The 24,219-nt window shown below is 62.0% G+C and carries 22 protein-coding genes; 15 read left to right on the top strand and 7 right to left on the bottom strand.

Going from position 1 to position 24,219, the window contains the following annotated elements; all coding sequences use genetic code 11:
• The first annotated feature begins 57 nt into the window (after positions 1 to 57).
• The 14 genes from DNK06_RS11640 (at position 58) to DNK06_RS11575 (ending at position 14,518) form a co-directional block, all read left to right on the top strand.
• Positions 58 to 930, top strand: a complete 873-nt coding sequence (locus tag DNK06_RS11640) for a M90 family metallopeptidase (RefSeq protein ID WP_131180184.1) — start codon at positions 58 to 60, stop codon at positions 928 to 930.
• A gap of 263 nt (positions 931 to 1,193) precedes the next feature.
• Positions 1,194 to 2,246, top strand: coding sequence for an ABC transporter substrate-binding protein (locus DNK06_RS11635; RefSeq protein ID WP_131180183.1), 1,053 nt, complete (start codon positions 1,194 to 1,196; stop codon positions 2,244 to 2,246).
• Positions 2,247 to 2,257: 11 nt separating this feature from the next.
• The gene (locus DNK06_RS11630; protein ID WP_131180182.1) at positions 2,258 to 3,181 is read left to right on the top strand and encodes an ABC transporter permease; all 924 of its coding nucleotides are present in this window, start codon (positions 2,258 to 2,260) and stop codon (positions 3,179 to 3,181) included.
• Entirely contained in the window at positions 3,181 to 3,978 is a 798-nt protein-coding gene (locus DNK06_RS11625) for an ABC transporter permease (protein WP_131180181.1), read from the top strand. Before DNK06_RS11630 ends, DNK06_RS11625 begins: the two co-directional genes overlap by 1 nt.
• A gap of 236 nt (positions 3,979 to 4,214) precedes the next feature.
• Positions 4,215 to 5,675 carry an NAD-dependent succinate-semialdehyde dehydrogenase gene (locus DNK06_RS11620; RefSeq protein ID WP_131180180.1) on the top strand — a complete coding sequence of 487 codons (1,461 nt, stop codon included), beginning with the start codon at positions 4,215 to 4,217 and terminating at the stop codon, positions 5,673 to 5,675.
• A 136-nt stretch (positions 5,676 to 5,811) separates the two neighbouring features.
• Positions 5,812 to 6,900: an ABC transporter ATP-binding protein gene (locus DNK06_RS11615; protein ID WP_131180179.1), complete on the top strand. Its 1,089-nt coding sequence runs from the start codon at positions 5,812 to 5,814 to the stop codon at positions 6,898 to 6,900.
• 232 nt (positions 6,901 to 7,132) lie between these two features.
• Positions 7,133 to 8,422, top strand: a complete 1,290-nt coding sequence (gene gabT, locus DNK06_RS11610; RefSeq protein ID WP_131180178.1) for a 4-aminobutyrate--2-oxoglutarate transaminase — start codon at positions 7,133 to 7,135, stop codon at positions 8,420 to 8,422.
• 95 nt (positions 8,423 to 8,517) lie between these two features.
• Entirely contained in the window at positions 8,518 to 9,204 is a 687-nt protein-coding gene (locus DNK06_RS11605) for an HAD family hydrolase (protein ID WP_131180177.1), read from the top strand.
• Between the two features lie 35 nt (positions 9,205 to 9,239).
• On the top strand, positions 9,240 to 9,731 hold the full coding sequence (locus DNK06_RS11600; protein WP_131180176.1) for an Lrp/AsnC family transcriptional regulator: 492 nt from the start codon (positions 9,240 to 9,242) through the stop codon (positions 9,729 to 9,731).
• A gap of 590 nt (positions 9,732 to 10,321) precedes the next feature.
• Complete coding sequence (locus tag DNK06_RS11595; protein WP_131180175.1) at positions 10,322 to 10,963, top strand: helix-turn-helix domain-containing protein; 642 nt, start codon at positions 10,322 to 10,324, stop codon at positions 10,961 to 10,963.
• A gap of 33 nt (positions 10,964 to 10,996) precedes the next feature.
• Positions 10,997 to 11,743 (top strand): ABC transporter substrate-binding protein, encoded by a 747-nt coding sequence (locus tag DNK06_RS11590; protein WP_131174983.1) that lies wholly within the window; start codon positions 10,997 to 10,999, stop codon positions 11,741 to 11,743.
• Positions 11,744 to 11,833: 90 nt separating this feature from the next.
• Entirely contained in the window at positions 11,834 to 12,484 is a 651-nt protein-coding gene (locus DNK06_RS11585; protein WP_131174984.1) for an amino acid ABC transporter permease, read from the top strand.
• Positions 12,481 to 13,212 (top strand): amino acid ABC transporter ATP-binding protein, encoded by a 732-nt coding sequence (locus DNK06_RS11580; protein ID WP_131174985.1) that lies wholly within the window; start codon positions 12,481 to 12,483, stop codon positions 13,210 to 13,212. The genes DNK06_RS11585 and DNK06_RS11580 overlap by 4 nt, the downstream gene beginning before the upstream one ends.
• A gap of 10 nt (positions 13,213 to 13,222) precedes the next feature.
• On the top strand, positions 13,223 to 14,518 hold the full coding sequence (locus DNK06_RS11575; protein WP_131180174.1) for an NAD(P)/FAD-dependent oxidoreductase: 1,296 nt from the start codon (positions 13,223 to 13,225) through the stop codon (positions 14,516 to 14,518).
• Positions 14,519 to 14,553: 35 nt separating this feature from the next.
• Here the strand turns inward: DNK06_RS11575 and DNK06_RS11570 are convergent, their stop codons facing one another.
• The 4 genes from DNK06_RS11570 to DNK06_RS11555 all read right to left on the bottom strand — a co-directional run bounded on the left by DNK06_RS11570 (position 14,554) and on the right by DNK06_RS11555 (position 18,412).
• Positions 14,554 to 15,270: a cupin domain-containing protein gene (locus DNK06_RS11570; protein WP_131180173.1), complete on the bottom strand. Its 717-nt coding sequence runs from the start codon at positions 15,268 to 15,270 to the stop codon at positions 14,554 to 14,556.
• A gap of 31 nt (positions 15,271 to 15,301) precedes the next feature.
• Positions 15,302 to 16,585, bottom strand: coding sequence for an NAD(P)/FAD-dependent oxidoreductase (locus DNK06_RS11565; protein ID WP_165493621.1), 1,284 nt, complete (start codon positions 16,583 to 16,585; stop codon positions 15,302 to 15,304).
• Positions 16,586 to 16,631: 46 nt separating this feature from the next.
• Entirely contained in the window at positions 16,632 to 17,336 is a 705-nt protein-coding gene (locus DNK06_RS11560; protein ID WP_131180172.1) for an HAD family hydrolase, read from the bottom strand.
• Between the two features lie 140 nt (positions 17,337 to 17,476).
• On the bottom strand, positions 17,477 to 18,412 hold the full coding sequence (locus tag DNK06_RS11555) for a LysR family transcriptional regulator (RefSeq protein ID WP_131180171.1): 936 nt from the start codon (positions 18,410 to 18,412) through the stop codon (positions 17,477 to 17,479).
• 148 nt (positions 18,413 to 18,560) lie between these two features.
• Between DNK06_RS11555 and DNK06_RS11550 the strand changes: the two genes are divergently transcribed.
• Positions 18,561 to 19,988: an aldehyde dehydrogenase family protein gene (locus tag DNK06_RS11550; RefSeq protein WP_131180170.1), complete on the top strand. Its 1,428-nt coding sequence runs from the start codon at positions 18,561 to 18,563 to the stop codon at positions 19,986 to 19,988.
• A 241-nt stretch (positions 19,989 to 20,229) separates the two neighbouring features.
• On the opposite strand, the gene DNK06_RS11545 is transcribed toward DNK06_RS11550, so the two are convergent.
• The 3 genes from DNK06_RS11545 to DNK06_RS11535 all read right to left on the bottom strand — a co-directional run bounded on the left by DNK06_RS11545 (position 20,230) and on the right by DNK06_RS11535 (position 24,155).
• Entirely contained in the window at positions 20,230 to 21,960 is a 1,731-nt protein-coding gene (locus tag DNK06_RS11545; RefSeq protein ID WP_131180169.1) for a GMC family oxidoreductase, read from the bottom strand.
• A 15-nt stretch (positions 21,961 to 21,975) separates the two neighbouring features.
• Entirely contained in the window at positions 21,976 to 22,944 is a 969-nt protein-coding gene (locus DNK06_RS11540; protein ID WP_242674657.1) for an ABC transporter substrate-binding protein, read from the bottom strand.
• 299 nt (positions 22,945 to 23,243) lie between these two features.
• Positions 23,244 to 24,155, bottom strand: coding sequence for a LysR substrate-binding domain-containing protein (locus DNK06_RS11535; protein ID WP_131180167.1), 912 nt, complete (start codon positions 24,153 to 24,155; stop codon positions 23,244 to 23,246).
• Positions 24,156 to 24,219 lie beyond the last annotated feature (64 nt).

Below are 24,219 nucleotides of genomic sequence, written 5' to 3'. Positions count from 1 at the left end.
TAGGTAGTTTTTCAACAGCCTGTTAAGGTGACGCCACCCTGCAACCGAGCCTTTGTCATGTGGTCGTTTAGCGCCTGGCGCCGTCGGCGCATCCTCTCCCGCCATCCCGTCAGCGACGACAGTTGGGCCATCGTGCGCCAGCGTCTGCCGATTCTCGACGGGCTCAGCGAAGACGACGAACGCCGCCTGCGCGAGCGCGCCGTGCTGTTTCTGCACAGCAAACACCTGACCACCCTGCCCGGCCTCGAACTGGATAACGAAGATCGCCTGGCCCTGGCGACGCTGGCCGAATTGCCACTGCTCGGTCTGACCGACCTGAACTGGTACCAGGGTTTCCACGAAGTCATCCTCTACCCGGACGACTTCGTCAGCCCGCAACGGCATCGTGACTCCGGCGGTATCGAACACGAATGGGATGGCGAGCACAGCGGCGAAGCCTGGCAGCAGGGCCCGGTAATTCTCGCCTGGCCCGGCGTACAGGCCAGCGGCGGCTGGGAAGGCTACAACCTGGTGATCCACGAACTGGCACACAAGCTGGACATGCTCGGCGGCGATGCCAACGGCCTGCCGCCACTGCACCACGGCATGTCTATCCAGGACTGGGCGGCAGCCATGCAGCAGGCGTTCGACAGCATGAACGCCGCACTGGATGCCGATCCCGAGGCGCAAACCGCTCTCGATCCCTACGCAGCGGAAAACCCTGCCGAGTTCTTTGCAGTGACCAGCGAATACTTCTTCAACGCCCCCGATCTGCTCGACGAGACCTTCCCCGAGGTCTACGCCCAGTTGCGCCTGTTCTATCGACAGGATCCGCTGGCACGTTTGCGCCGCCTGCAGGTCGAGCATCCGGATTATCAGGAGACGAACGCGTCACCAACAGATGGCGAAGGCGAATGCCTTGCCGATCAAGATGTGAAACGCCCGCACTGACTTAAGCCTTTCCCTCCTCAAGAAAGCTCACGCTTGAGCCCTTCAGCACATCCGCCATACAGGCCATAAGGACGACTGCGCAAGTACAGCGCAGGACATGCTGCCGCCTGCCTTCATTTCGCAATAAACAGCTCCGGCGCCTTCGATTTGTATGCATTTTGGTCTGGTACTTACCAGTACATTAGGGACTGCATGCTCCCGCAGAGCGACCCGAATAAAACCTCTAATTCGCCTATTAAATCTGCCAATCATTCGGAGCCCCTATGAGCCAATTTCCCAGCAACGCAATCAGCGGCGCAACCCTGGCCCTGTTGATCGGCATGAGCAACCAGGCCCTCGCAGAACAAATCACCTTCGTCTCTCAGGGCGGCGCCTATCAGGAGGCCCAGACCAAGGCGATTCTCGATCCGGCGGCCAAGAAGCTTGGTCTGACGCTGAAACAGGACAGCTCGCCCAAGGCCTATCCGATCATCAAGACCCAGGTCGAAAGTGGCAAGGTCACCTGGGATGTGGTCGACCTGCCCACAGGCGATTGCATTCGCGGCGTACAGGAAGGCTTGTTCGAGAAGCTCGACCTGGCGCTGATCCCCAATGCCGCGCAACTCCCAGCCGAGTTGAAAGATGACTACAGCGTTGGCTACATCAGCTACTCCACAGTACTGGCCTACCGCACCGATGCCTTCGATGAAGACTCCGCGCCCAAAACCTGGGCGGACTTCTGGAATACCAAGAAGTACCCAGGACAACGTGCGCTGCGCAACCTGCCGCGCCCAACGCTGGAGATCGCCCTGCTCGCCGACGGTGTGCCGGCCGACGAGCTGTACCCCATGGATGTTGATCGCGCCTTCAGAAAACTGGAGGAAATCAAGCCGAATATCGCCACCTGGTGGACGTCTGGCGGGCAGTCGGCGCAGTTGATCAGCGATGGCGAAGTCGACATGATCCAGGCCTGGAACGGTCGCATCAGCGCGGTACAGGAAGCCGGCGCACCGGTGGTATTCGATTACAACCAAGGCATCCTGGAAACCAACTCACTGTGCGTGCTCAAAGGCACCCCGCACAAAGCTGCGGCGATGAAGTTCGTTAACGAGGCCATCGACGCCAAGCTACAGGCCGCACTGCCGATGATCATCGACTACGGCCCACTCAACCCCGAGGCGTTCAAGACTGGCGTGATCCCCGCCGAGCGCGCCGCGAAGCTGCCGTCCTCGCCTGAAAACATTTCTCGCCAGGCCTTGCTGTCCGCGAAATGGTGGGCATCCGAAGAAGGCATCAAGGCTGAAGAACGCTGGCTCTCCTTCGTTCAGAAGAAGTAATCGGAGGCCCCATGTCCAACGCCTATCTGGTCAAATCCTTGCCCGACTCCAGTGACCAGCGCCCGCCGCGGGTCAACGAAACCGCCCTGGCTCGCGAGGAGCGCAAGGAGCACACCGCGATGCTGTTGCTGCTCGCCCCCGCGCTGCTCATGGTGGCCGTGCTGCTGATACTGCCTCTGTGCTGGCTGGCCTTCCAGTCGGTGCAGAGTGAGGAAGGATTCACCCTGGCCAACTACCTGCGGATATTCAGGGAGCCGATCTACTGGGACACCTTCGCACTGACCTTCAAGATCAGCTTCCTGGTGACCATCCTGTCGATCATCATGGGCTTCCCGATCGCCTACGCGGCGTCGCGCCTGCATGGCTTCTGGGCCAATCTGGTGCTGATCTGCGTGATCCTGCCGTTCTGGACCAGCGTACTGGTACGCTCCTACGCCTGGCTGGTGCTGCTGCAACGCCGCGGGCTGGTCAACCAGACGCTGATTGACATGGGCATCATCGACCAGCCACTGAATCTGATGCACAACACTACCGGCACGGTGATCGGCACCCTGCATGTGATGCTGCCATTCATGGTGCTGCCGCTGTACGCGGTAATGAAGAAGATCCCACAGGACTTGCTGCAGGCTTCCGACAGCCTGGGCGCCAAGCCTTTCTACACCTTCCGCCGGGTATTCCTGCCAATGGCCGCGCCGGGGATCATGGCCGGCTCCATTCTGGTATTCGTGATCTGCCTGGGTTTCTTCATCACCCCCGAGTTGCTGGGCGGTGGCCGCACCATCCTGGTGTCGATGCTGGTGCAACGTAACGTTGAGCTGTATCACGCCTGGGGCGCGGCAAGCGCGGTCGGCCTGGTGCTGCTGCTCGTGGTGTTCCTGATTTTCTGGGGCATCAACCGCTTCATTCCCATCGAACGAATTCTGGGAGCACGCTAATGAACCTGTTCGCCAGCCTGCGTTATCTGCGACTCTCCCACGTGTTGTTCACCATCGTGGTTGCAGCGATCCTGCTGTACCTGATCATCCCGGTACTGATCGTGGTGCCAATGTCGTTTTCCGAAGCGCGCTTTCTGCAGTTCCCGCCCAAGCAGTGGTCGACCACCTGGTACGAGGCGTTCTTCAATAGCCGCGAATGGATGTCGGCAGCCAAGGTCAGCCTGATCACCGCTTGCTTCACCATGCTGATCAGCCTGCCGATCGGCATGGCGGCGGCTTACGCGATCAATAACTCGACCCTGAAGGTCGTCCGCACGCTGCAGATCATTCTGCTGCTGCCGATGATGGTGCCGATCATTCTGATCGCCGCCGGGGTGTTCTTCGTCTACGCGCGCATCGGCCTCATCAGTACGCTGACCGGCCTGGTACTGGCGCATATCATGCTGGCCTTGCCATACGTGATCATCGCCCTGCTCGCCGGCCTGCGTAACTTCGACATGTCCCAGGAAATGGTGGCCCGCAGCCTCGGCATGAACCGTTTTCGGGCGTTCATGGCGGTGACCCTGCCGCAGATCAAGCCAAGCGTCGTATCGGCGACGCTGTTCGCCTTCATCACCTCACTGGATGAGACCGTGGTGGCGTTGTTCGTCTCCGGCGGCGACAACCAGACCCTGACCAAACGCATGTTCACCGCCCTGCGTGACGAAATCGACCCGACCATCGCGGCGATCAGTTCGATCCTGATTCTCGCCTCGTTGATCCTGGTAATCATTGCCGGACGCAACAAGCAGGGGTAATGCAGGCGGCCCGAGACCTTTGACTGACAGAAAAGCTGAACGAGAAAGCGGGCACGGCCTGCCCGCTCTTTCATTCAGCCTCCAGCGCTCTACCCGGCCCTTCGAGTGCCAGCACAGCCTGCCGTCAATCGTCGCAATTCAGCATCTACCAGCCGTGTACCGCTCTATCTCGGCATCGCCCGCTGGGCGGTGATTTTTACAATGAGCCCATCCTTCATAGCCTCAAGGTTCTGATCATGTTGAAAAGCCAATTGCGTGACCCTTCCCTGCTCGTCGAACGTGCCTATGCCAACGGTGCCTGGATCGAAGCCGATGACGGCGGCACCATCGACGTGATCAATCCGGCCAACGGCAGCGTCATCGCCCGCGTACCAGCACTGCAGGCAACGGAAACCCGCCGCGCCATCGAAGCAGCCGAAGCGCGCTTCTCCACTTGGCGTGAAGTGCCGGCTGCCGAACGGGCACGCTACCTGGAAAGCTGGTTTCAACTGATCACGGACAACCAGGAAGACCTGGCGCTGATCATGACCGCCGAACAGGGCAAGCCATTGGCCGAGGCGCGCGGCGAGATCGCCTACGGTGCCAGCTTCGTCAAATGGTTTGCGGAAGAAGCGCGGCGTATCTATGGCGACACCATCCCTTCGCCAACAGCAGACCGGCGCATTCTGGTACTCAAGCAGCCGATCGGTGTGGTAGCCGCCATCACACCCTGGAACTTCCCCAATGCGATGATCACCCGCAAGTGCGCCCCGGCATTAGCAGCCGGCTGCCCGGTGCTGGTCAAGCCTTCGGAGATGACACCGCTGTCGGCCCTAGCACTGGCCGTACTGGCCGAACGCGCGGGCATTCCTGCCGGCGTCTTCAACGTGCTGACCGGCCTGCCAGCGGGCGTGGGCGCAGAGATGACCGCCAACCCGGCAGTACGCAAACTGTCGTTCACCGGCTCCACACGCGTTGGCCAGTTGCTGATGAGCCAGTGCGCCGCCACCATCAAACGCCTGAGCCTGGAGCTGGGCGGCAATGCCCCCTTCATCGTATTCGACGATGCCGACCTCGACCTGGCGATTGCTGGCGTCATGCAGAGCAAATTCCGCAACGCCGGGCAGACCTGCGTGTGTGCCAATCGCATCCTGGTGCAGGATGGTATCTACGAGCGTTTCTCCGAACGCCTGAGTGCGACGGTGGCTCAGCTCAAGGTTGGTGACGGCTTGCAGAGCGGCGTCACCATCGGCCCGCTGATCAATGCCGCGGCAGTGGACAAGGTGGCACGGCATATCGGCGACGCGCTGGAAAAAGGTGCCAGCATCACCATCGGTGGCGCGCCAGAGGGCGAAGGCCTGTATGTACAACCCACTGTGCTGCGCGATGCCAATGCCGACATGCTGCTGGCCAACGAAGAAACCTTCGGTCCGGTCGCCCCGCTGTTCCGCTTCAAGGATGAAGCCGAAGCCCTGGCGCTGGCCAATGCCACACCTTACGGCCTGGGCGCCTATTATTTCACCCAGGACATGCGCCGCGCCTGGCGCGTGGGCGAACGCCTGGAGTTCGGCATGGTCGGCCTGAACACCGGGGTGATCTCCATGGAGGTAGCACCATTTGGTGGCATGAAGCAGTCCGGCACTGGCCGTGAAGGTTCCAAGTACGGTCTGGACGAGTTCCTCGAAGTTAAAGCCTGGCACATCGGCGGCCTCGACTAGGCGTTCCGCTTGCAGACGCCGCCGGGCAGCAGATCCTGTTTTCCGGCGGCTCAAAACGGCACGAACCGGGCCCGTGCCTGTGTTCAGATGACATGCAGATAGCTCGGGCAACCCCGTTCTGCGCAGAGGGCACTCCATGAATTTCACTGAAGGTTTCGAATCGGTCAGCGTTAACCAGGTATGCAAGCAATACGGCAATCTCAAGGCCCTGCACAATGTCGACCTGAAGGTCGAAGCCGGCGAGTTCATGTCGCTGCTGGGCCCGTCCGGCTCCGGCAAGACCACACTGCTGAGCATTCTCGGCGGCTTCATCCGGGTCAGCTCCGGGAGCATTTTCTTCGGCGATCGCGATGTCACCCTGATGCCGCCGCACAAGCGAGAAATCGGCGTGGTGTTCCAGAACTATGCGCTGTTTCCGCACATGACCGTTGGCGAGAACGTGGCGTTCCCGCTGCGCGCCCGGGGCGAAAGTGCCAGCAAGAGCCGCGAGCGGGTCAAGAACGCGCTGGCCACTGTAGAACTGAGCGGCTATGAAGACCGCAACATCGCGGCCCTGTCCGGCGGGCAGCGCCAGCGAGTGGCCCTGGCCCGCGCCATCGTCTTCGAGCCCAAGCTGATTCTCATGGACGAACCACTGTCGGCACTCGACAAACAGTTGCGCGAGATCATGCAGATCGAACTGCGTGCTCTGCACAAGCGCCTGGGTGCCACCATGATCTACGTGACCCACGATCAGCGTGAAGCGCTGACCATGAGCGACCGCATCGCCATCATGCGTGGCGGAGAGCTGGTGCAGGTCGATACGCCGCGTCGTCTGCATGACCATCCTGCCAATGACTTCGTCGCCAGTTTCATCGGCGAAAGCACGCTGGTTCCGCTGCAGCGCGATGCCAGCAATGGCCTGATCCTTGGCAGCACGCCGCTACGCACCAGCCGACCGGTTCCGGCATCCGGCGACGTGTTTCTGGCCCTGCAATCGGAAAAGCTGCTACTGGACAACGACAGCGCCGGTGCGGAGTGGAATCGCCTACGGGGCCGGGTTTCCGACATCGTGTTCCAGGGCGAAAGCCTCAAGGTATTCGTCGACCTGGAAGACGGCCCGACCGTCAGCCTGCGTCAGGCGAGCCATCATGAAGGCAACCTCAGCCTGCCACCGATTGGCTCGCCCATGCGGATGCGCCTGCACCCGGAAGACACCATCGTCGTACCGCGCGCCGGTACATGACTCGGGCTCCACAGCCGACTTGTCGACGGTAGCGAGCGGACGATCCGCGACCGTCGACAAGCTCACCCTCCAGCCCTCCGGCAAACCCAGGCCCCTGCAGCGAAATATTCCGCAACGGCGCTGCAAAACAACCGATCCCCCCACTCCCCAGCCGAACTTCAGCGCTTGTGGTTCCGGGCAATCCTTATCCTGATCACGTCACCCGACACCCCTGACGCTCATGGAGATCGAGATGAATTCTGCACTGACTGAAAACCAACGCCTGCTGGCCCTGCGCGAACAACATGTGCCACGCGGCATCGCCACCGCTCACCCGGTCGTCGCGGCGCGCGCCCTGGGCGCCGAACTGTGGGATGTCGACGGCAAGCGATACCTGGATTTCGTAGGCGGTATCGGCGTACTGAACACCGGCCATAGCCATCCGAAAATCATCGAAGCGGTACGTCGCCAGGCTGGCGAGATTTCCCACGCCAGCTTTCAGGTCGTGGCGTACGAAAACTACATCGAACTTGCAGCTCGTCTGAACAAGCTGGTCGGCGGCGCCGAACACTACAAAAGCGTGCTGTTCACCTCCGGCGCCGAGGCCGTGGAAAACGCCGTCAAGATCGCCCGTGGCTACACCAACCGCAGCGCGGTGATTTCCTTCCGCGGCGGCTTCCATGGCCGAACCCTGCTGGGCGTGACCCTGACCGGCATGAGCCAGCCATACAAGCAGAACTTCGGCCCCTTCCCCGCCGAGATTTACCACGCCACCTATCCGAACGCCTATCGCGGTATCAGCAGTGAGGATGCCCTGGCCGAACTCGACGAACTATTCGCCACCGACGTAGCCCCGGATCGCGTCGCGGCCATCATCATCGAGCCGGTGCAGGGCGACGGCGGCTTCCTGGCAGCGCCCAAGGAGTTTCTGCAAGCCCTGCGCGCCCGCTGCACCGAGTACGGCATCGTGCTGATCCTCGACGAAATCCAGGCTGGCTTCGGCCGTACCGGCAACATGTTCGGCTTTCAGCACGCCGGTATCCAGCCGGATCTGGTCACCGTGGCCAAGAGCCTGGCCGGCGGCATGCCGCTGTCCGGCGTGGTCGGTCGTGCCGAAATCATGGACGCCCCGACACCGGGCGGCCTCGGGGGTACTTACGGCGGTAATGCAGTGGCTTGTGCGGCGGCTCTGGCGGTACTCGACCTGTTCGAAGAGCAGGATCTGCTGCAACAGGGCGAGACACTGGCGGCGCAACTCAGGGAAGGCTTACTGGCCTTGCAGAAGCGCTACCCACGCATTGGTGAAGTGCGTGGCCTGGGCTTCATGCAGGCCATTGAAATGGTTGCCGACGATGCTCGACAAAGCCCCGATGCGGTGCTCGCCCAGAAAGTCATCGACGAAGCGCGCAATGCCGGCCTGCTGGTCATCAAATGCGGCGTGCACCGCAACGTGGTGCGCTTCCTGGCACCACTGGTGACCACTCGAGAGCAACTGGCTGAAGCCCTGCAGATGCTCGACAAAGCGTTGGCAGCAGCCTGCTGAGTACAACAGGGGGAACACTTGGCCCGACTTGCCTGGCAGCGTAGGGTCAGCCCCGATCAAGATGGAAGTGGCATGGCATTACTCAGGAGCACGTCATGAGAGTCACCCAATACAAAGCGCTGGGGCTATCCTTCGGCACCCTGGTTGACCGCGAACGGGGCATTCTCGAGGGTCTCCGACCGCTGGCGGTGCAAGCGGCTATCGCCACCAGCGATGCCCAGTTGCTGAGTGGTTACCGGGACGTCGCCCAGGCACTGGCCAGCAGCACGACAGCGCTCAGCGCGACGGCTTTTCACGGACAGCTTTACCAGCGTCTGGCGCAACATTTGCAGATTATTCCCGGCTGGGATGAAAGTGTGGCATTCAGTAGCTCTTCCTCCCAATGGCCCATATTCGAAGACGCTCCAGGTGCCCTTCAGTACCTGAGCAAATTTTACCGTTTGCTACTGATCGCCCCGCCCTACGGCATCGATCCACAGGCGCTGGCCAAACGCTTGCCCATCGAGTTCGACGCAATCATCGAGCCCGACCATGACGACTGGCACGCAGGCCTGGAACACCAATTGCGTCGCTTGGGCCTGGAGCGCTCAGAGCTGTTACCGGTGCGCAGTACGGAAAGCGACGACCCGTGGATCGACCGGGTGGACTTTCCGGTCTGCACACTGCGCCGCGGCCATAACCAGCCATGGAACCATTCGCCTCAGGCCATGGATGGCAAGCGCTGTGAATATGCCAGCCTCGCCGACCTGGCTCATGCCCATCAGAAGGCACTGCTCACCTGACAACGGATCCGTTTCGACATTGCGAGGATTGAACCATGGACGCTGCAACCAAGCTCGACCGTATCGATATCAACATCCTGGTCCAACTGCAGAAAGACGGTCGCATGACCAACGTCAGCCTTGCCGAGGCGGTGGGATTGTCACCCAGCCCTTGCCTGCAGCGCGTCAAACGCCTGGAGGCGGCGGGCTACATCAGCGGTTATGAAGCGCATGTCAACCTGGCCAAGTTCGCCAATTCGGTCACCGTATTCACCGAGATGACTCTCTCGGATCACAAGCGCGCCGACTTCGTGAAATTCGAGTCGAGCATTCGTGGTATCGACGAGGTGCTCGAATGCCATCTGATCAGTGGTGGCTACGACTATCTGGTGCGCTTCCTGTGCAGCAGCATCCAACACTACCAGGAACTGATGGAGTCGATCCTCGACAGGAACATCGGCATCGAAAAGTACTTCAGCTACATCGTCATCAAGTCGCCGGTGGTCAAGAGTACCGTGCCACTGCGCAGCCTGGTTCGCGCTGTCTGATGCTCTGCACGCGCGGTGCGCGACCTGAACGCCACATCGCGGGCGAACGGGCTGAGTGGTTGCTCAAAGGCGCAAGCGACCCATCATAGGGTGGACGACGCTTGCCTACGCGGCCCGATCCGTCCACCGCTCCGCGATCGCAATGGTGGATGAAAAAAGCGTCATCCACCCTACGCCCCTCCTGACGCCCTGCACGCGCACTACGCGACCCAAACGCCACATCACAGATCCAACCGAGCGAACGGGCTGAGTGGTCGTTCAAAGGTCGTAGGATGGGTGCAACCCATCGGCAATTGATGGGTTTCACCCATCCTACGGGCTGGAAAGCTGGACGAAAGAGCCCATGGGGGTTGCTTGTCGTTCAGCCTCCAGCCTCTAGCGCTTTTATCGGCCGTCCGCTCCCGCCTTATGGCTGCCATCCCCCATTACGCTTGCCCCATATCGAGCAGACGCGCTCCAGCATCGTGCGCGCAGCTGGCGTGCTCCAGCGACCGACCGCCAGGACAGCCCGTTTTTCAGCGCTCCCAAGTACATGGCGCGAGACTTGCTTTGTGAAAATTACACAGTTTTGAAAAATTCACAGAGTACGCATGAAACACGAAGCAGATGACGCCGGCTGCGATCACGAGCCACAGGCCCCGGTACCGCAGCGTATCAATACCTTCATCGATATCTGGCTCGGCGAGCAGCTTCGTCATCGCCGCAGGCAATCGGGCAAGTCCCTGAAAGCGGTCGCCGACGCCACGGGCATCTCGGTCAGCCTGTTGAGCCAGGCCGAACGCGGCTTGCGCTCGTTGTCCCTGCGTACGCTCAGCGCACTGTCAGAGGAGCTGGATCTACCCTTGGAGCAGCTCATCCGCAACACCCAGCACCACGACAGCGGTGCCGGCAACACTGTGGTTCGGGCCGGCCAGCACCCGCTGATCGATGTGCAGAAAAAGCGCATCCACAAGGAAAACCTCACGCCTCCGGGGTCGCCGGGGGCCGTTGAACTGTACCGGGTGGTGATCGAGCCGCAAGGCTCGACCGGCGACGGCCTGTTCACCACCCAGCAGAGCGAGCAGGTCGGCTACATCGTCGAGGGCCAGCTGGAACTGGTGATCGAGGATCGCCTGCTGTGCCTGCAGACGGGCGACAGCTTCTGCTACGACGGCGCCACCCCGCGCCGCTGGCGCAATCCCGGCCAGAGCGTCACAACGGTCATCTGGGCCATTGCCCGCAAGACTTCCTGAACCGCTACCGTCCTTCACATGAGGTAACGCCGCATGAAAAATCGTTTGATGATCGCCACCCTGTTCTCGACGCTGACACTGGCGAGTGGCTTCAGCCAGGCCGAAACGCTGAAGGTCGCCTCGACGCCAACCGGCAGCCCGTTCACCTTCCTCGACACCAAGAGCAACAGCATCCAAGGCGTGATGGTCGACATCGTCAGCGCCGTCGGCGAGCAAGCGGGATTCGACGTGCAGATCGAACCCATGCAGTTCTCCGCGCTGATCGGCTCGCTGACCTCCAGGCGAGTCGACCTGATCTCGGCCGCCATGTTCATCACCGACGAACGCAAGCAGGTGGTCGACTTCTCCATTCCGGTCTACAGCTATGGCGAAGGCGTGGTGGTGCCGAGCAAGGACACCACCGAGTACACCGAGCTGGCCCAGTTGAAGGGCAAGCGCGTCGGCGTCCAGGTCGGCACGGCATTCGTCACGCCGCTGCAGAGCAGCGGCCTGTTCAGCGATGTGAAGCTGTACGACACCACCGCCGACATGCTGCGCGATGCCAATGCCGGGCGCATCGACGTGGCCGTGCTGGACTACCCGATCGCCGCCTATGCCATTGCCCAAGACAACTTCCCCAATCTGCGCCTGGTCACCAGCTACGAACCGACCATGGTCAACAGCATCGGCATCGCCGCGCGCAAGGACGACCCGCAACTGATGGCCAGGATCAACACCGCCCTGGAAAAGCTGCAGGCCGATGGCAGCATCGACGCCATCATCGGCAAATGGGGCTTGTGAGCCTGAATCGAGCGCCTCGCCCGATCGCCCATCGTCCGTGTACTCCACGGCGGCGGCCAACCGCCGCCGTGCCGACCCGAGAGTCTATTCATGTCCGAATTTCTGCAACGCTCTGCCGAATACCTGCCGATTCTCCTGCAAGGTGCCTGGCTGACCATTCAGGTGACCATAGGCTCGTTGCTGCTATCCACGTTGCTCGGCCTGGTCTGGGCGACCATGCGGGTCTCGGGAGTCGCCGTTCTCGCCTGGCTCAGCAGCTCGATAATCAACCTGCTGCGCGGCATCCCGATCATCGTGCTGCTGTTCTACATCTACTTCGTGATGCCGGATTTCGGCCTGTCGCTGAGCGCCCTGCAGGCCGGCATCATCGGCCTTGGCATCGCCTATTCGGCCTACCAGGCGGAGAACTTTCGCGCCGGCATCGAGGCCATCGACCGGGGCCAGCTGGAAGCCGCCGAGTCGATGGGCATGAGCTGGTGGCTGATGATGCGTCGAGTGGTGCTGCCGCAGGCCTTTCGCATCGTGCTACCGCCCTATGGAAACACCATGATCATGATGCTCAAGGACTCTTCGCAGGCGTCCACCATCACCGTTGCCGAACTCGCCCTGCAGGGCAAGCTGATCGCCACATCCACCTTCCAGAACGCCACGGTGTTCACCCTGGTCGCGCTGCTCTACCTGATCATGTGCGTACCCTTGATCCTGCTGGTGCGCCACTTTGAAAAACGGGGGCAGAAATGATCGAGATCAGCGGGCTGAAAAAGTCCTACGGCAACCTGGACGTCATCAAGGGGGTGGACGCCAGCGTCGCCAAGGGCGAGGTGGTGTGCATCATTGGCCCGTCCGGCTCGGGCAAGTCCACCATTCTGCGCTGCATCAACGGCCTGGAAAGCTACCAGGACGGCAGCATCACCATCGACGGCCAGCGGGTCGAGCGTGGCTCGCGCAGCATCAAGGCGATCCGCAGCGAAGTGGCCATGGTCTTCCAGCGCTTCAACCTGTTTCCCCATCGCAGCGTGCTGGAAAATGTCATCGAAGGCCCGGTCTACGTGAAAGGCGAGAACCGCGGGCAGGCCATCGCCCATGCCCGCGAACTGCTGGCCAGTGTCGGCCTCGCGGAAAAGGCCGAAGCCCATCCGGCCCAGCTTTCCGGTGGCCAGCAACAGCGCGTGGCCATTGCCCGGGCGCTGGCCATGCGACCGAAGGCGATCCTGTTCGACGAACCGACGTCGGCGCTCGACCCGGAACTGGTCGGCGACGTGCTCAAGGTCATGCGCCAGCTCGCCGAGTCAGGCATGACCATGGTCGTGGTGACCCACGAGATGCAATTCGCCCGTGAAGTGGCCGACCGCATCCTGTTCATCGACGGTGGACGCATCGTCGAACAAGGCAGCGCCAACGAGGTGCTGAACAACCCTCAGAGCCCGCGTACGCAGGACTTTCTGCGTCGCGTCCTGAATCCGCTGTGAGGCACTGGCCATGACCCGAGAATATTACCCACTGCAGCATTCGCTCTGGGCCGCGACTGCGGTTGCCGCACCACGAACCCGGCCGCTGAGCGAGTCACTGAAGGCCGATGTGATCGTCATCGGCGCGGGCTACTGCGGCCTGAGCACAGCGTTGCACCTGGCCGAGCAAGGGGTCGACGTGGTGCTGCTGGAAGCGCAGGAGGTAGGTTTCGGTGGCTCCGGACGCAATGGCGGCCAGGTCATTCCGGGCCTGAAGTACGACCCCGGCGAACTGCTGAGCCGCTTCGGCGAAAAAGCAGGGCAGAAGTTGCTCGATTTCGCCGGCAGCACGGCGGATGCGGTGTTCTCGCTGATCGACAGGCACGCGCTGGACGTGCCGCGCGTGCGCCAGGGCTGGATCCAGGGCGCACACAATGCGCAGGCCATGCGGCTGGCGCAGCGCCGTGCCGATGACTGGGCAGCCCAGGGCGTGGCGACCGAACTGCTCGACCGAAGCCAGGCCGAACGCCTGCTGGGCACCAGCAAGTACCTGGGCGGCTGGGTCGATCCACGGGGCGGCGGCATCCAGCCGCTGAGCTATGCACGCGAGCTGGCGCGGGTGGCCATCGGCGCCGGCGTGCGCCTGTTCACCCAGTCGCGCGTCAGCGGCCTGAAACGCCATGGCGCGCAGTGGACGGCCGCGGTGGCAGGGGGTGGCGAGGTCAGCGCCGAGCGGGTGCTGCTCTGCACCAATGGCTATACCGATGACCTCTGGCCAGCGCTGCGCAAGACCATCATCGATGCCAACTCCTTTCAGGTCGCCACGCAACCGCTGCCGCAAGCCCTGCGGCAAAGCATACTGCCGCAGGGCCATGTGAGTTCCGATGCACGCAACCTGCTGCTCTACTATCGGCTCGACCATACCGGGCGCCTGCTGATGGGTGGCCGTGGCACCTTCCAGGAGCCCGACCCTGCCCGCCAGGATCACTGGTCGCATCTCGAGGCGGCGGTGGCCAAGCTGTTCCCGCAGGTCGCCGGTATCCCGTTCGACTACCGCTGGTGCGGCCACGTCGCCGTCACGCGTGACTACCTGCCGCACCTGCATGAGCCGGCCCCTGGCCTGCTGATCGATATCGGTTGCCAGGGACGCGGCGTCGGCCTGCAGACCCGCATGGGGCAGGCGCTGGCCAGCTATCTGGTCAGTGGCGATGCCCGGGCGCTGCCGGTGCAGCCATCGAGCATCAAGGCCTTTCCGCTCTATGGCATGCGCCGTCTGTATATCGCGGCCGTGATCGCCTGGTACCGCATCACCGACGGCGGCGTATGAAGGACAGGCGCCAGCCGCGGCGGCTGGCGCCTTTTTCAGCTCAGGATGCAGAACAGCTTTTTCACCGCGACATCGTTGCGCCAGGCATTGGCGGCACCGGCAGGAATGAGGATGGCTTCACCGGCATGCACACGGTAGCGCTCCCCGGTGGGCGTGTCGAAGCGCACACGGCCCTGGTAGAAGTACATCAGTTCGCTGTATCCCGGCTCGACCTGCTGGCGCGCATAAGGGCTGCAACGCCAGATACCGATACGCAGGCAGCCGCCACTTTCGAACTGGGTATGGCTGTGCGCCACAGGCTCCGGCGTCAGCAACACCGAGGCGGAGGGCGGGTTGCAAGGCTGCAGATCGGCATGCGGATCGATCTTCACCGCCCGGGCCGGCATGTCGCCGCTGCTGGCGGCGCCGGTAAAGACGACGAAGATTCGCCGCAACTCACCCTGGTGAGTCCAGCCCAGATTCGCGCCGCGCGGTATCACCAGCGCTTCGCCGGCCGATACCGACAGCGCATAGCCGTCACCCTCGATATGCAGGGTGCCGGCCTCGACGATGCACAGTTCGACCCAGGGGTAATCCTCGATCCTCCGCTCGGCATCGCGGTCGCTCGCCACGCCAGCGACATAGCCCTGCCGCGGCTCGTGGAAATGCACCCGGCGCCCCGCGGCGAACGGATCGTCGTGCAGGGGAACAGGTGTCTCGGTGAGCAGACGACGCTCGGATTCGGGCTGGGTGAAATGCACGATCGGGCTCATGGCATCACTTCATTCGGCAAAGGGAGTCGGCCTAGCGGCCGAGCACATCGAGAAACTGCTGCCAGCCAGCGGCCAGGCGCACACCGGGGGCGCGAAAGGCATGCAGCGGGATCGGGTTGAACCCCTGACCGGCAAGCAGGGCGAGCTCGACCTTTTCACCGGCCGTCATCGCCGCCAGTTGCTTGCCCATCCAGGTCGACATCGCCACGCCGCCGCCGTTGTAGCCGATGGCGTAGAAGCTGCGCTCGTCGAGCTGGCCGGCATGGGGCAGATAGTCGAGCGTCATGGCAACCAGGCCGGACCAGCGATAATCGACCCGGTAATCGCGCAACAGCGGGAAGACCACGCCCATGCTGCGCTGCAGGTCATCGAAGGCGCTGCGTGAGTCGTGCTTGCCGAATGCGCCACGGCCACCGAAGATCAGCCGATCACCGACCACCCGGAACCAGCGCAGCATGCGTTTGGTATCGCCGCAGACCTGCCCGCCTGGCATGAGGCTCGCCAGCACGTTCGCCGGCAAGGGTTCGGAGGCGATGATCGCACTGCGAAATGGAATCAGCCGACGATGCAGGGCATCGGTCGCGCGGGTCTGATCCGAATAGCCGTTGGTGGCGTAGATCACCTGGCGGGCGCTGACCCGCCCTTGCGGCGTCTGCACGATGACCCGGTCGCCCTCGCGCTGCACCTTTTCGGCAGGCGTGTTGATGAAGATCTTCACGCTGGAATCGACCAGGTGCTGGGCGATCCCGCGGGCGTAGTTCATGGGATGAATGCCGCCTGCTTTCGGGGTCAGCAGGCCGCCGGCAAAGATCGTCGAACCGGTCAGTTCGCGCACCTGCTCGGCAGAAATCATGACCGAGGACTCACCCCCGGTTTCGTGCTTGATCCAGTTGGCGGTCGACTCCAGGCCGCCCAGGGCATGAACGTTGTGCGCCGCGGCAATATGCCCACCCAGCTTGAGTTGGGCGTGGATCAGGCCAAGGGCTTCCACCGTCTCCGCCACGCTGTCTACCGCCGCGTAACCGGTACGGTACAGGTGCAGGGCCGTGTCACGGCCGAAGCGCGCCATCAGGGTGGGAAAGCCGACGCGAAACTTCGGCGAAACCACGCCACCGTTGCGCCCGCTGGCGCCCCAGGCCAGGGTGTTGGCTTCGACGATCAGCGGCTCGCGGCCGCTCTGGGCAATGTGCCTGGCAGCCGAGAGACCGGTATAGCCGGCACCGATGATCACCACGTCGCACTGCCGATCCCCCTGAAGCGATTGCAGCGCAGGTGCAGGTTGGGCGGTGGCCGCCCATAAGCTCTGAACAGTCATGCCGGCCTCTTGGCGAAATAGCGGTCTTTGCTCGCGGCGCGACCGCTCAGCCCAACTCTTTCTCGACAGCGTCAGCCAGCTGCGCCAGCGAAGTGAAGTGGTAGTGCGGCTCGGTGCGCACGGACTCCAGCGTTCCTCCGCTGCCCTTCTGGGCATGGCGGCGCTCGATCCAGCAGGTCTGGTAACCCAGGCGCATGGCCACGCCGATGTCGTGGTACTGGCTCTGCGCGGTGTGCAGGATATCCTCGAAGAGGATGCCCTGGGTCGCGAGGGCGCCACGCACGAAGGCGAAATACTGCGGATCGGGCTTCTCGTAGCGCGAGTCGTCGATGGTGAATTCGAAGTCGAACGGCTGGTCGAGGGTCTTGGCCATGCAGTCCAGGGCCCAGCGCTGGGCGTTGGTCATCGCCACCAGCTTGTAGTGCTTGCGCAGACGCTTGAGCGCTTCAACGGAATCCGGGAATGCCGGCCAGTTCTTCACCGACGCGGCGAGACCTTTCGCATAATCATCGTTATCCGGCAGCCCCAGCACCTGCGCCATCAGGTAGTAGCAGCGCTCCAGGTCATCCGGGAACCAGCCCGAATCATCCTTGGCGCGTGCCTCGCGGTAGGCTTTGAGAATATCGTCGTCGCTGTGGGCCTTGCCCGCTTCGCCCGACACTTCGCGGATATGGGCAAGGATGCCGGCTTCAAAATCGATCAGGGTACCGACGACGTCGAACGTCAGGGCTTTGAACTGCTTGAAAGACATAGGGCGCTCCGCAAGAAAGATCGTGAGGTGAAACTGTCTGGTCGGTTCATTATCGACCCACCCTCTCACGAAATATTCTGTTTTGCTTCCCACCTGAGGCATAACCTACTGTTTTTCTACTCGCCAAGCAGCAGCTATGCTCAGAGGGTCGATTCGAGGGTCGCTGCCAAGCCCAGATGGGGATACAACGCATCGATCTTCAACAGGTCATCGCGCATTTCCTCGACGATCCAGTCACGTACTTCTTCCACCACCGGGCGCACCGGTCGATTGCTCGGCACCACCAGGCAACAGCGCCTCGACGCGACCCGCATGGTATCCGTCGCGGGTACCAGTTCCCCCTTGCACAGCGCGTTGGACACCACGTTCAACCAGCCAAGGGCAATCCCCTGCCCGAGCAGCGCAGCCTGTACCACCACCGCGTAGTCGGAGAACACCAGGGTACTGGCGCTCGCAAAAGCCGCCGCCCAACCACGATCCTGCGAGTCCATGCTGATCAGCGTCGGCTGCTGTTTTTTACCCCGTGCAGGCCGCATTTCCTTCAGGTAGTGAGGGTTACAGACCGGCAGGGTAATTTCCGGCAAAACCCTTGTATCAGAGGGCTTAAGGCTCCCTTGCTCGAGGTAGCGCATGCCCAGATCGACATCCACCAGAGGCCCGCCGATCTTCCCGTACATCAGCTGATAACGCATGTCGACCATGGGGAATCGCTGATTGAAACGGCTCATTCTCGGCATCAGCCAGTGCGTGGTGAATGCCGTGGAAACCGACAGGGTAACGGTTTCGATGCCAGTGGCACGGGCTTCGATTTCACTGATCGCCGACTCGATGGTGCCGAACCCTTCCTGCACCCGACGATACAGAATGCTGCCGCTTTCGGTCAGCCTGGCACCACCCCGAACCCGCTCGAACAGTTGCACGCCGAGATGTTCTTCCAGGCGCGACAGCATGCGGCTGACTGCCGGCTGGCTGACGCACAGTTCGTCCGCCGCGCGGGTGAAGCTGCCACAACGAGCAGCGGCTTCAAAGACGAACAGCGAACTGGAACTGGGAAGTTTTCGGCGTAAATTTGACATGACTTGAGATTATGCTTAATCCAACTATTAGTAAATTGTCCGAGACAAACCGGCCTGCCTATTCTTGCCAGCGACTGCGCGCGAAGCCAACGGCCTCGATCACACCGCACCTGATACCGACACTCGACCCCGCGAGGCCGCTCTTTATATGGAAAACGCCCTGAAGTTTTATATCGATGGTCACTGGGTGGAGCCCTCTGGCCGCGAACGGCTGGCGGTGATCGACCCCGCCACCGAACAGCCTTTTGCCGAGATCGCCATGGGCAACGAGACCGACGTCGAAGCGGCGGTCATGGCAGCCCGCCGCGCCTTCCCAGGGTTCGCCAGCAGTTCGCCGGCACAACGCAAGCAACTGTTGCAACGGGTTCTGCTGGCCTTCATGGAGCGCTACGACGAGATCGCCAAGATCATCACCCGCGAGGTAGGTGCCCCTGAAGCGCTGTCCCATGCCTGGCAGGCTGGTATCGGCAAGCGCCATCTCGAGCAACTACTGCGTACCCTCGACAGCTTCGAGTTCCAGAAAGCTCGCGGCAACACGCTGATCAGCCAGGAGCCGGTGGGCGTAGTCGCTCTGATCACCCCATGGAACTGGCCGATCAACCAGGTAGTCTGCAAGGTCGCCCCGGCGCTAGCCGCGGGCTGCACCATGGTATTGAAACCCAGCGAAATCGCGCCGCTCAATGCCCTGCTGTTCGCCGAGGTAATGCACGATGCCGGCGTACCTGCCGGGGTCTTCAACCTGATCAATGGCGATGGCCCGACCGTGGGCGCTACCCTTTGCGCGCACCCGCAAGTCGACATGGTGTCGTTCACCGGCTCGACCCGTGCGGGCATTGAAATCGCCCGGCTGGCGGCGCCCACGGTAAAAAGGGTGCACCAGGAACTGGGCGGCAAGTCAGCGAACATCCTGCTTGACGATGTGGATCTGCAAAGTGCCGTCTCCGCGGGCGTGAACAGTTGCTTCAGCAACAGCGGCCAGTCATGCAACGCTCCGACCCGCATGCTGGTGCCCGCCGCCCTGCACGAGCAGGCCGTGGAGATCGCCCGCCGCGCTGCCCTTGACCATCGCCTCGGCGTGCCCGACGAGGCGGGTACCACCCTGGGCCCGGTGATCAGCCAGCGGCAGTTCGACTCGATTCAACGGATGATCGCCACCGGCATCGACGAAGGCGCACAACTGGTATGCGGCGGCCTGGGTCGCCCCGCGCATCTGCCCGAGGGCTATTACGTGCAGCCGACGATCTTCGCCGATGTCACGCAGGACATGACCATCGCCCGTGAAGAAATCTTTGGCCCGGTGCTGGTGATTCAACCGTACGAGGATCAGGAGCAGGCAGTGAGCATGGCCAATGACAGCGTCTTTGGCCTGGCCGCCTACGTGCAATCGTCCGACCTGCAGCGAGCCCGCAGCGTTGCCCTGCAGATGCGCGCCGGCAGCGTCTACATCAACTATCCCGACTGGGATGCCGCCGCTCCGTTCGGCGGCTACAAGCAATCGGGCAATGGCCGCGAGTACGCCGAATGGGGGCTTGAAGCATTTCTGGAAACCAAGGGCATCGTTGGCTGGGGAAACTGAGCGTTCCGGGAGTCAGCTGGTCAGGCCAAATGTCGGATTACGCCTGCGGCTAGGCTACGCGCCCCGATCCAACCTACCGGGTGCCGTGCCCCGAACGTAGCCTGGATTAGCCCCCGGCGTAATCCGGGGCCGAAGGCCTGATCCTCCGTTTTACGCAAGTTATCGACTGGCCGCTTCCGCCTTATTACCGTCGACCCATAAGGATACGGGTTCCCAAGTACACAAAGATCATGAACAGGCTCTAAGCGCCGAGCATTTCTGACTCAAGCTTCGTCACGGGCACCTCTGCCCTGATCAAGTCAGCGATGCGCTCGGCGATCATAATGGTCGGCACGTTGGTGTTGGCGCAGGGAATCGATGGCATCAGCGACGCATCGCAGACCCGCAAACCTTCGACATCGATCACCCGACCATCACCCCCGGTCACCGCCAGCGGATCGTCTGCACGCCCCATGCGGCAGGTACCGGATGGATGCCAGGTACCACCGACATTGCGCTGCACGAAGTCGGTCAACGCCGCATCGTCGGCCAGCAGCTCGTCCAGGGTCACGCCCCGGGTGACCAGCCCGTGCACCAGCGTCTTGCGCAGCGGCCCGGCAATATCCAGCAACAGGCTCAGGGCGCCACGCTGCAAGGCGTTGAAAAGACCCGGCATCGCTACCCTGGCCACCCGTGGCGAATAGCTGGATGGAAACACCACGCTACGCTGCGCGGCCATCTGCTCGTCCGAGAGAATTGTCGCGCCGAACCGCAAAGCCTGCTTGAGGCGCTGCAGATCACGGGGGTCGGAAAGCATATCGAAGCGCACCTGCGGTTCAACCTGCGGGTCTTTCGAGGCGAGACGCAGGCGACCGCGGGAATAGGACTTGTTGACCCAGAAAAACATCGTCCCCAACCGGTAACCGATGGAGTGCCACCCGGAACGCGATAGAATCGCCCCGTGCATATCGCCCATCACCGTACCGGCCATCTCGGAGGAAAAACGCACTATCGCCTGCTCGTGGTGCTCCTCCGGAAACGGCGTGCGGCCCCGCCGGGTGAGCAAGGCCGAGACGGCAATCGACGGGTGCTCCATCAGGTTGCCACCGACTCCCGGCCTGTCGGCCACCACCGCAATGCCAAGCGACATGAGCTCGTCAGCCGGGCCGATACCGCTGCGCATCAACACGGCGGGGCTGTGCAGGGCGCCAGCACAGACGATCACCTCGCGCGCCATCAGCGATTCGCTTTCGCCGCCCCGAGGCACAATGCGCGCCCCGATGGCCTTTGCCGACTCGAACAACACTCGATCCACCAGGCAGCGCGTGCGAATGGTCAGATTGCTGCGCTTGCGCACCTCATCGGTCAGATAACATACCGAGGTTGGAATACGCTCGCCCTGCTCGCTGACGCCAATCGCCCCCACGAACACGCCCTCTTCCCAGCGGCCATTCTGGTCTGGCTTGTGCGCCAGCCCCTGGCGACCAAGGGTGTCGATCACCGCTCGGACAAAAGGCGACAGGCGTTCGTCGGGCGTGCGCCGGATACGCACCGGGCCGCCATGCCCATGCAGCCCGGCATGCTCGGCCCCGGTGAAGTCCTGATCGTTTTCCAGCTTGCGAAAGTACGGCAGACAGCTCTCCCAGCTCCAGCCCTCAGCGCCCAGTTGCTGCCATTCGTCATAGTCCGCCGGCGCTCCGCGGTTGGTCATCAGCGCATTGATCGCCGAGCCGCCACCAAGAATTCGCCCCTGCTCATAACGCCGCTCGGCCTCGGCCCGGTTCCCCATCCAGGCGCCGAGCCGCTGCCAGATATTGCTGACGTCCAGGTAGGCACGGCCCGGATAACGACTGCGAATCGCTGGCGGCATCGTGCTCAGGGAAATATCCCGCCCGGCCTCGATCAGACAGACCTGTTTATCCGGGTCTTCGGAAAGGCGGGCAGCGAGCACACAACCCGCCGAGCCGCCACCTAGGATCAGGTAATCGATCATGCAGGTGCCCTGCGCTTACTGAATGAATTTCAGCCAGCGATCCTTGGCCGCGATACCGGCTGCCGAGGCCCACCACTCTTCCGACATCAACGCTTGCCTGGCAGCGTTATCCGGCGAACTTGGCAGCTCCTTGGCACGCTGCTCGGTGATCTTGCCAGTCTCGAAGGCCGCCGGGTTACCTGGGCCGTAGTCGATATACAGCGGCAGGTTGGCCTGCAATTCAGGCGACAGCGCTTCGTTGATGAACCTGACCGCGGCATCGTAGTTCGGCGCATTCTTGAGGATACACAGCTGCGTGTTCTGCAGCAGGCCGTCGTTATAGGTGAAGGCGACATCCGGGTTGCTCTGCTGAACGGCGCTGGCGCGACCGTTCCAGATCATCAGCATGTCGACCTCGCCATCGGCCAGCAACTGCGCCGACTGCCCACCCGAACTCCACCACACGGCGATGTCCGGCTTGATCTGCTCCAGCCGCTTGTAGGCGCGATCGACATCCAGGGGATAGAGTTCGTCACGCGGTACACCGTCGGAAAGCAGCGCTGCTTCGAGGGTACTCATGGGATCGTTACGCAGGGCGCGGGTGCCGGGGAAGTTTTCCACATCCCAGAATTCGGCCCAGGTCTGGGGGATCTTTTTCAGGTTTTTCCGGTTGTAGCCGATCACCGATGAATAGAACTCGTAGGCCACCGAGTACGGCGTGCGGTATGACTCCGGCATGCTTTTCACGTTGGGCATCTTGCTCAGATCCAGCGGCTCGATCAGTCCTTCGTTGCCACCACGCAAGCAGTTTGATGGTGGCGTATCGATCACATCCCATACCGGTTTCTTCGCGTCGCCCTGGGCCTTGACCATTGGCCAGGCGTCCGGCGCACTGTCCTGTTTGATGGTCAGGCCCAGCTTTTTCGCGGCAGGGTCGAGAATGGCCTTGGTCTGCGCCTCCTGATAGCTACCGCCTTGGGAGACAAAGGTGATCTGGTCGGCCATGGCGGATGTCGCACACGCCACCGAAAGACTCAACAGGGATAGGACGGAACCAAAAGCTGCAGCAACAGACAAGGTTTTCATGGCAAATCATCCTGGAAGTAGATTAATTCGGCAGCGCAAAAACCCTCGACTGACACCCGGCACCCGCGTGCTCTGCCCAGGTTTGCTTTTTTTGTTTATCCGAGCGGGACAGCTGGACGTTACAAGAGCATGACGCACCAGGGCAATGCACGAATAGTTACCAACCCCATAACCTCAAATCATGCACAAAACACCTCTGAATGATCGCCTCGAAACCGTCACCTGAGCGCGGCAAACGGTAGTCGCTGGCTTAGCGCATGAGCCAGGTAGCGAACGAATATCGAAATACGCTGGGGAATATGGCGGCGATGCTGGTAGACCGCGTAGATATCGCCATGGGGGGCCTGATGATCTGTCAGTAGCGCCTGCAGGCGTCTGGTCTCAAGGTGCTCCTGCACATCCCAGCGTGAGCGCAGGATCAGCCCGTGACCTTCCAGCGCCAGGCTGACGGCCACCTCACCGTCGTTGCTGGATAATGTGCCATTGACCTTGTGAGAGAACTCCTGGCCGTTCTTGCGGAAACGCCAGATTGCATAGTCGCTACCGAACTGGCGTAAAACGATACAGTTGTGCGCCGCCAGATCAGCCACGCAGGCCGGCTCAGGCATAGCTTCAAGGTATCGTGGTGATGCACATAGAATGCGCGGATTCTCCAATAGCCTGACGCCGATCAGGCGCGAATCCGGCGGTTCGCCCATGCACAAGCCGACGTCGAACTGATCATCCAGCAGGCTCAAGGGCTGACTGGTGAGCTCCAGGAATATTTCCAGCTCGGGATGCAGACGAGCGAACTCCGAAACCACGGGAGCCAGATGGCGCCTACCGAATCCCAGGGTAGCGTTGATCCGCAGCCGACCGCGTAATGTCGCCTGGCGACTGTCGAGCGCGCTCTCCAGCTCCTCGAGCTGCCGCAGGATCGGCCGCCCGCCTTCCAGATACTGCGCCCCCTCGGGAGTCAGCGAAAGCCGCCGCGTGGTGCGTTGCAGCAATTGCACACCCAGTCGCGCCTCTAGCTGACTCAGACGCTTGCTCACGGCTGGCAATGAAAGGCCCAGGTGGCGCGCCACTTCGGTGAGGCTGCCGCGGGTGGCCACTTGCTGGAAAAAACTCAGATCATCGATCGCACTCACGGATTCTTTCTCTAAATCTAATAATGGCTTTCGCCGCAGACCAATTATTAATCCATGAACACTG

It is taken from the genome of Phytopseudomonas daroniae (assembly GCF_004327285.1).
GTDB classification, from domain to species: Bacteria; Pseudomonadota; Gammaproteobacteria; order Pseudomonadales; family Pseudomonadaceae; genus Aquipseudomonas; species Aquipseudomonas daroniae.
The sequence above is the reverse complement of the archived record's forward strand: the minus strand, read 5'-3'. Positions and strand labels throughout refer to the sequence as shown.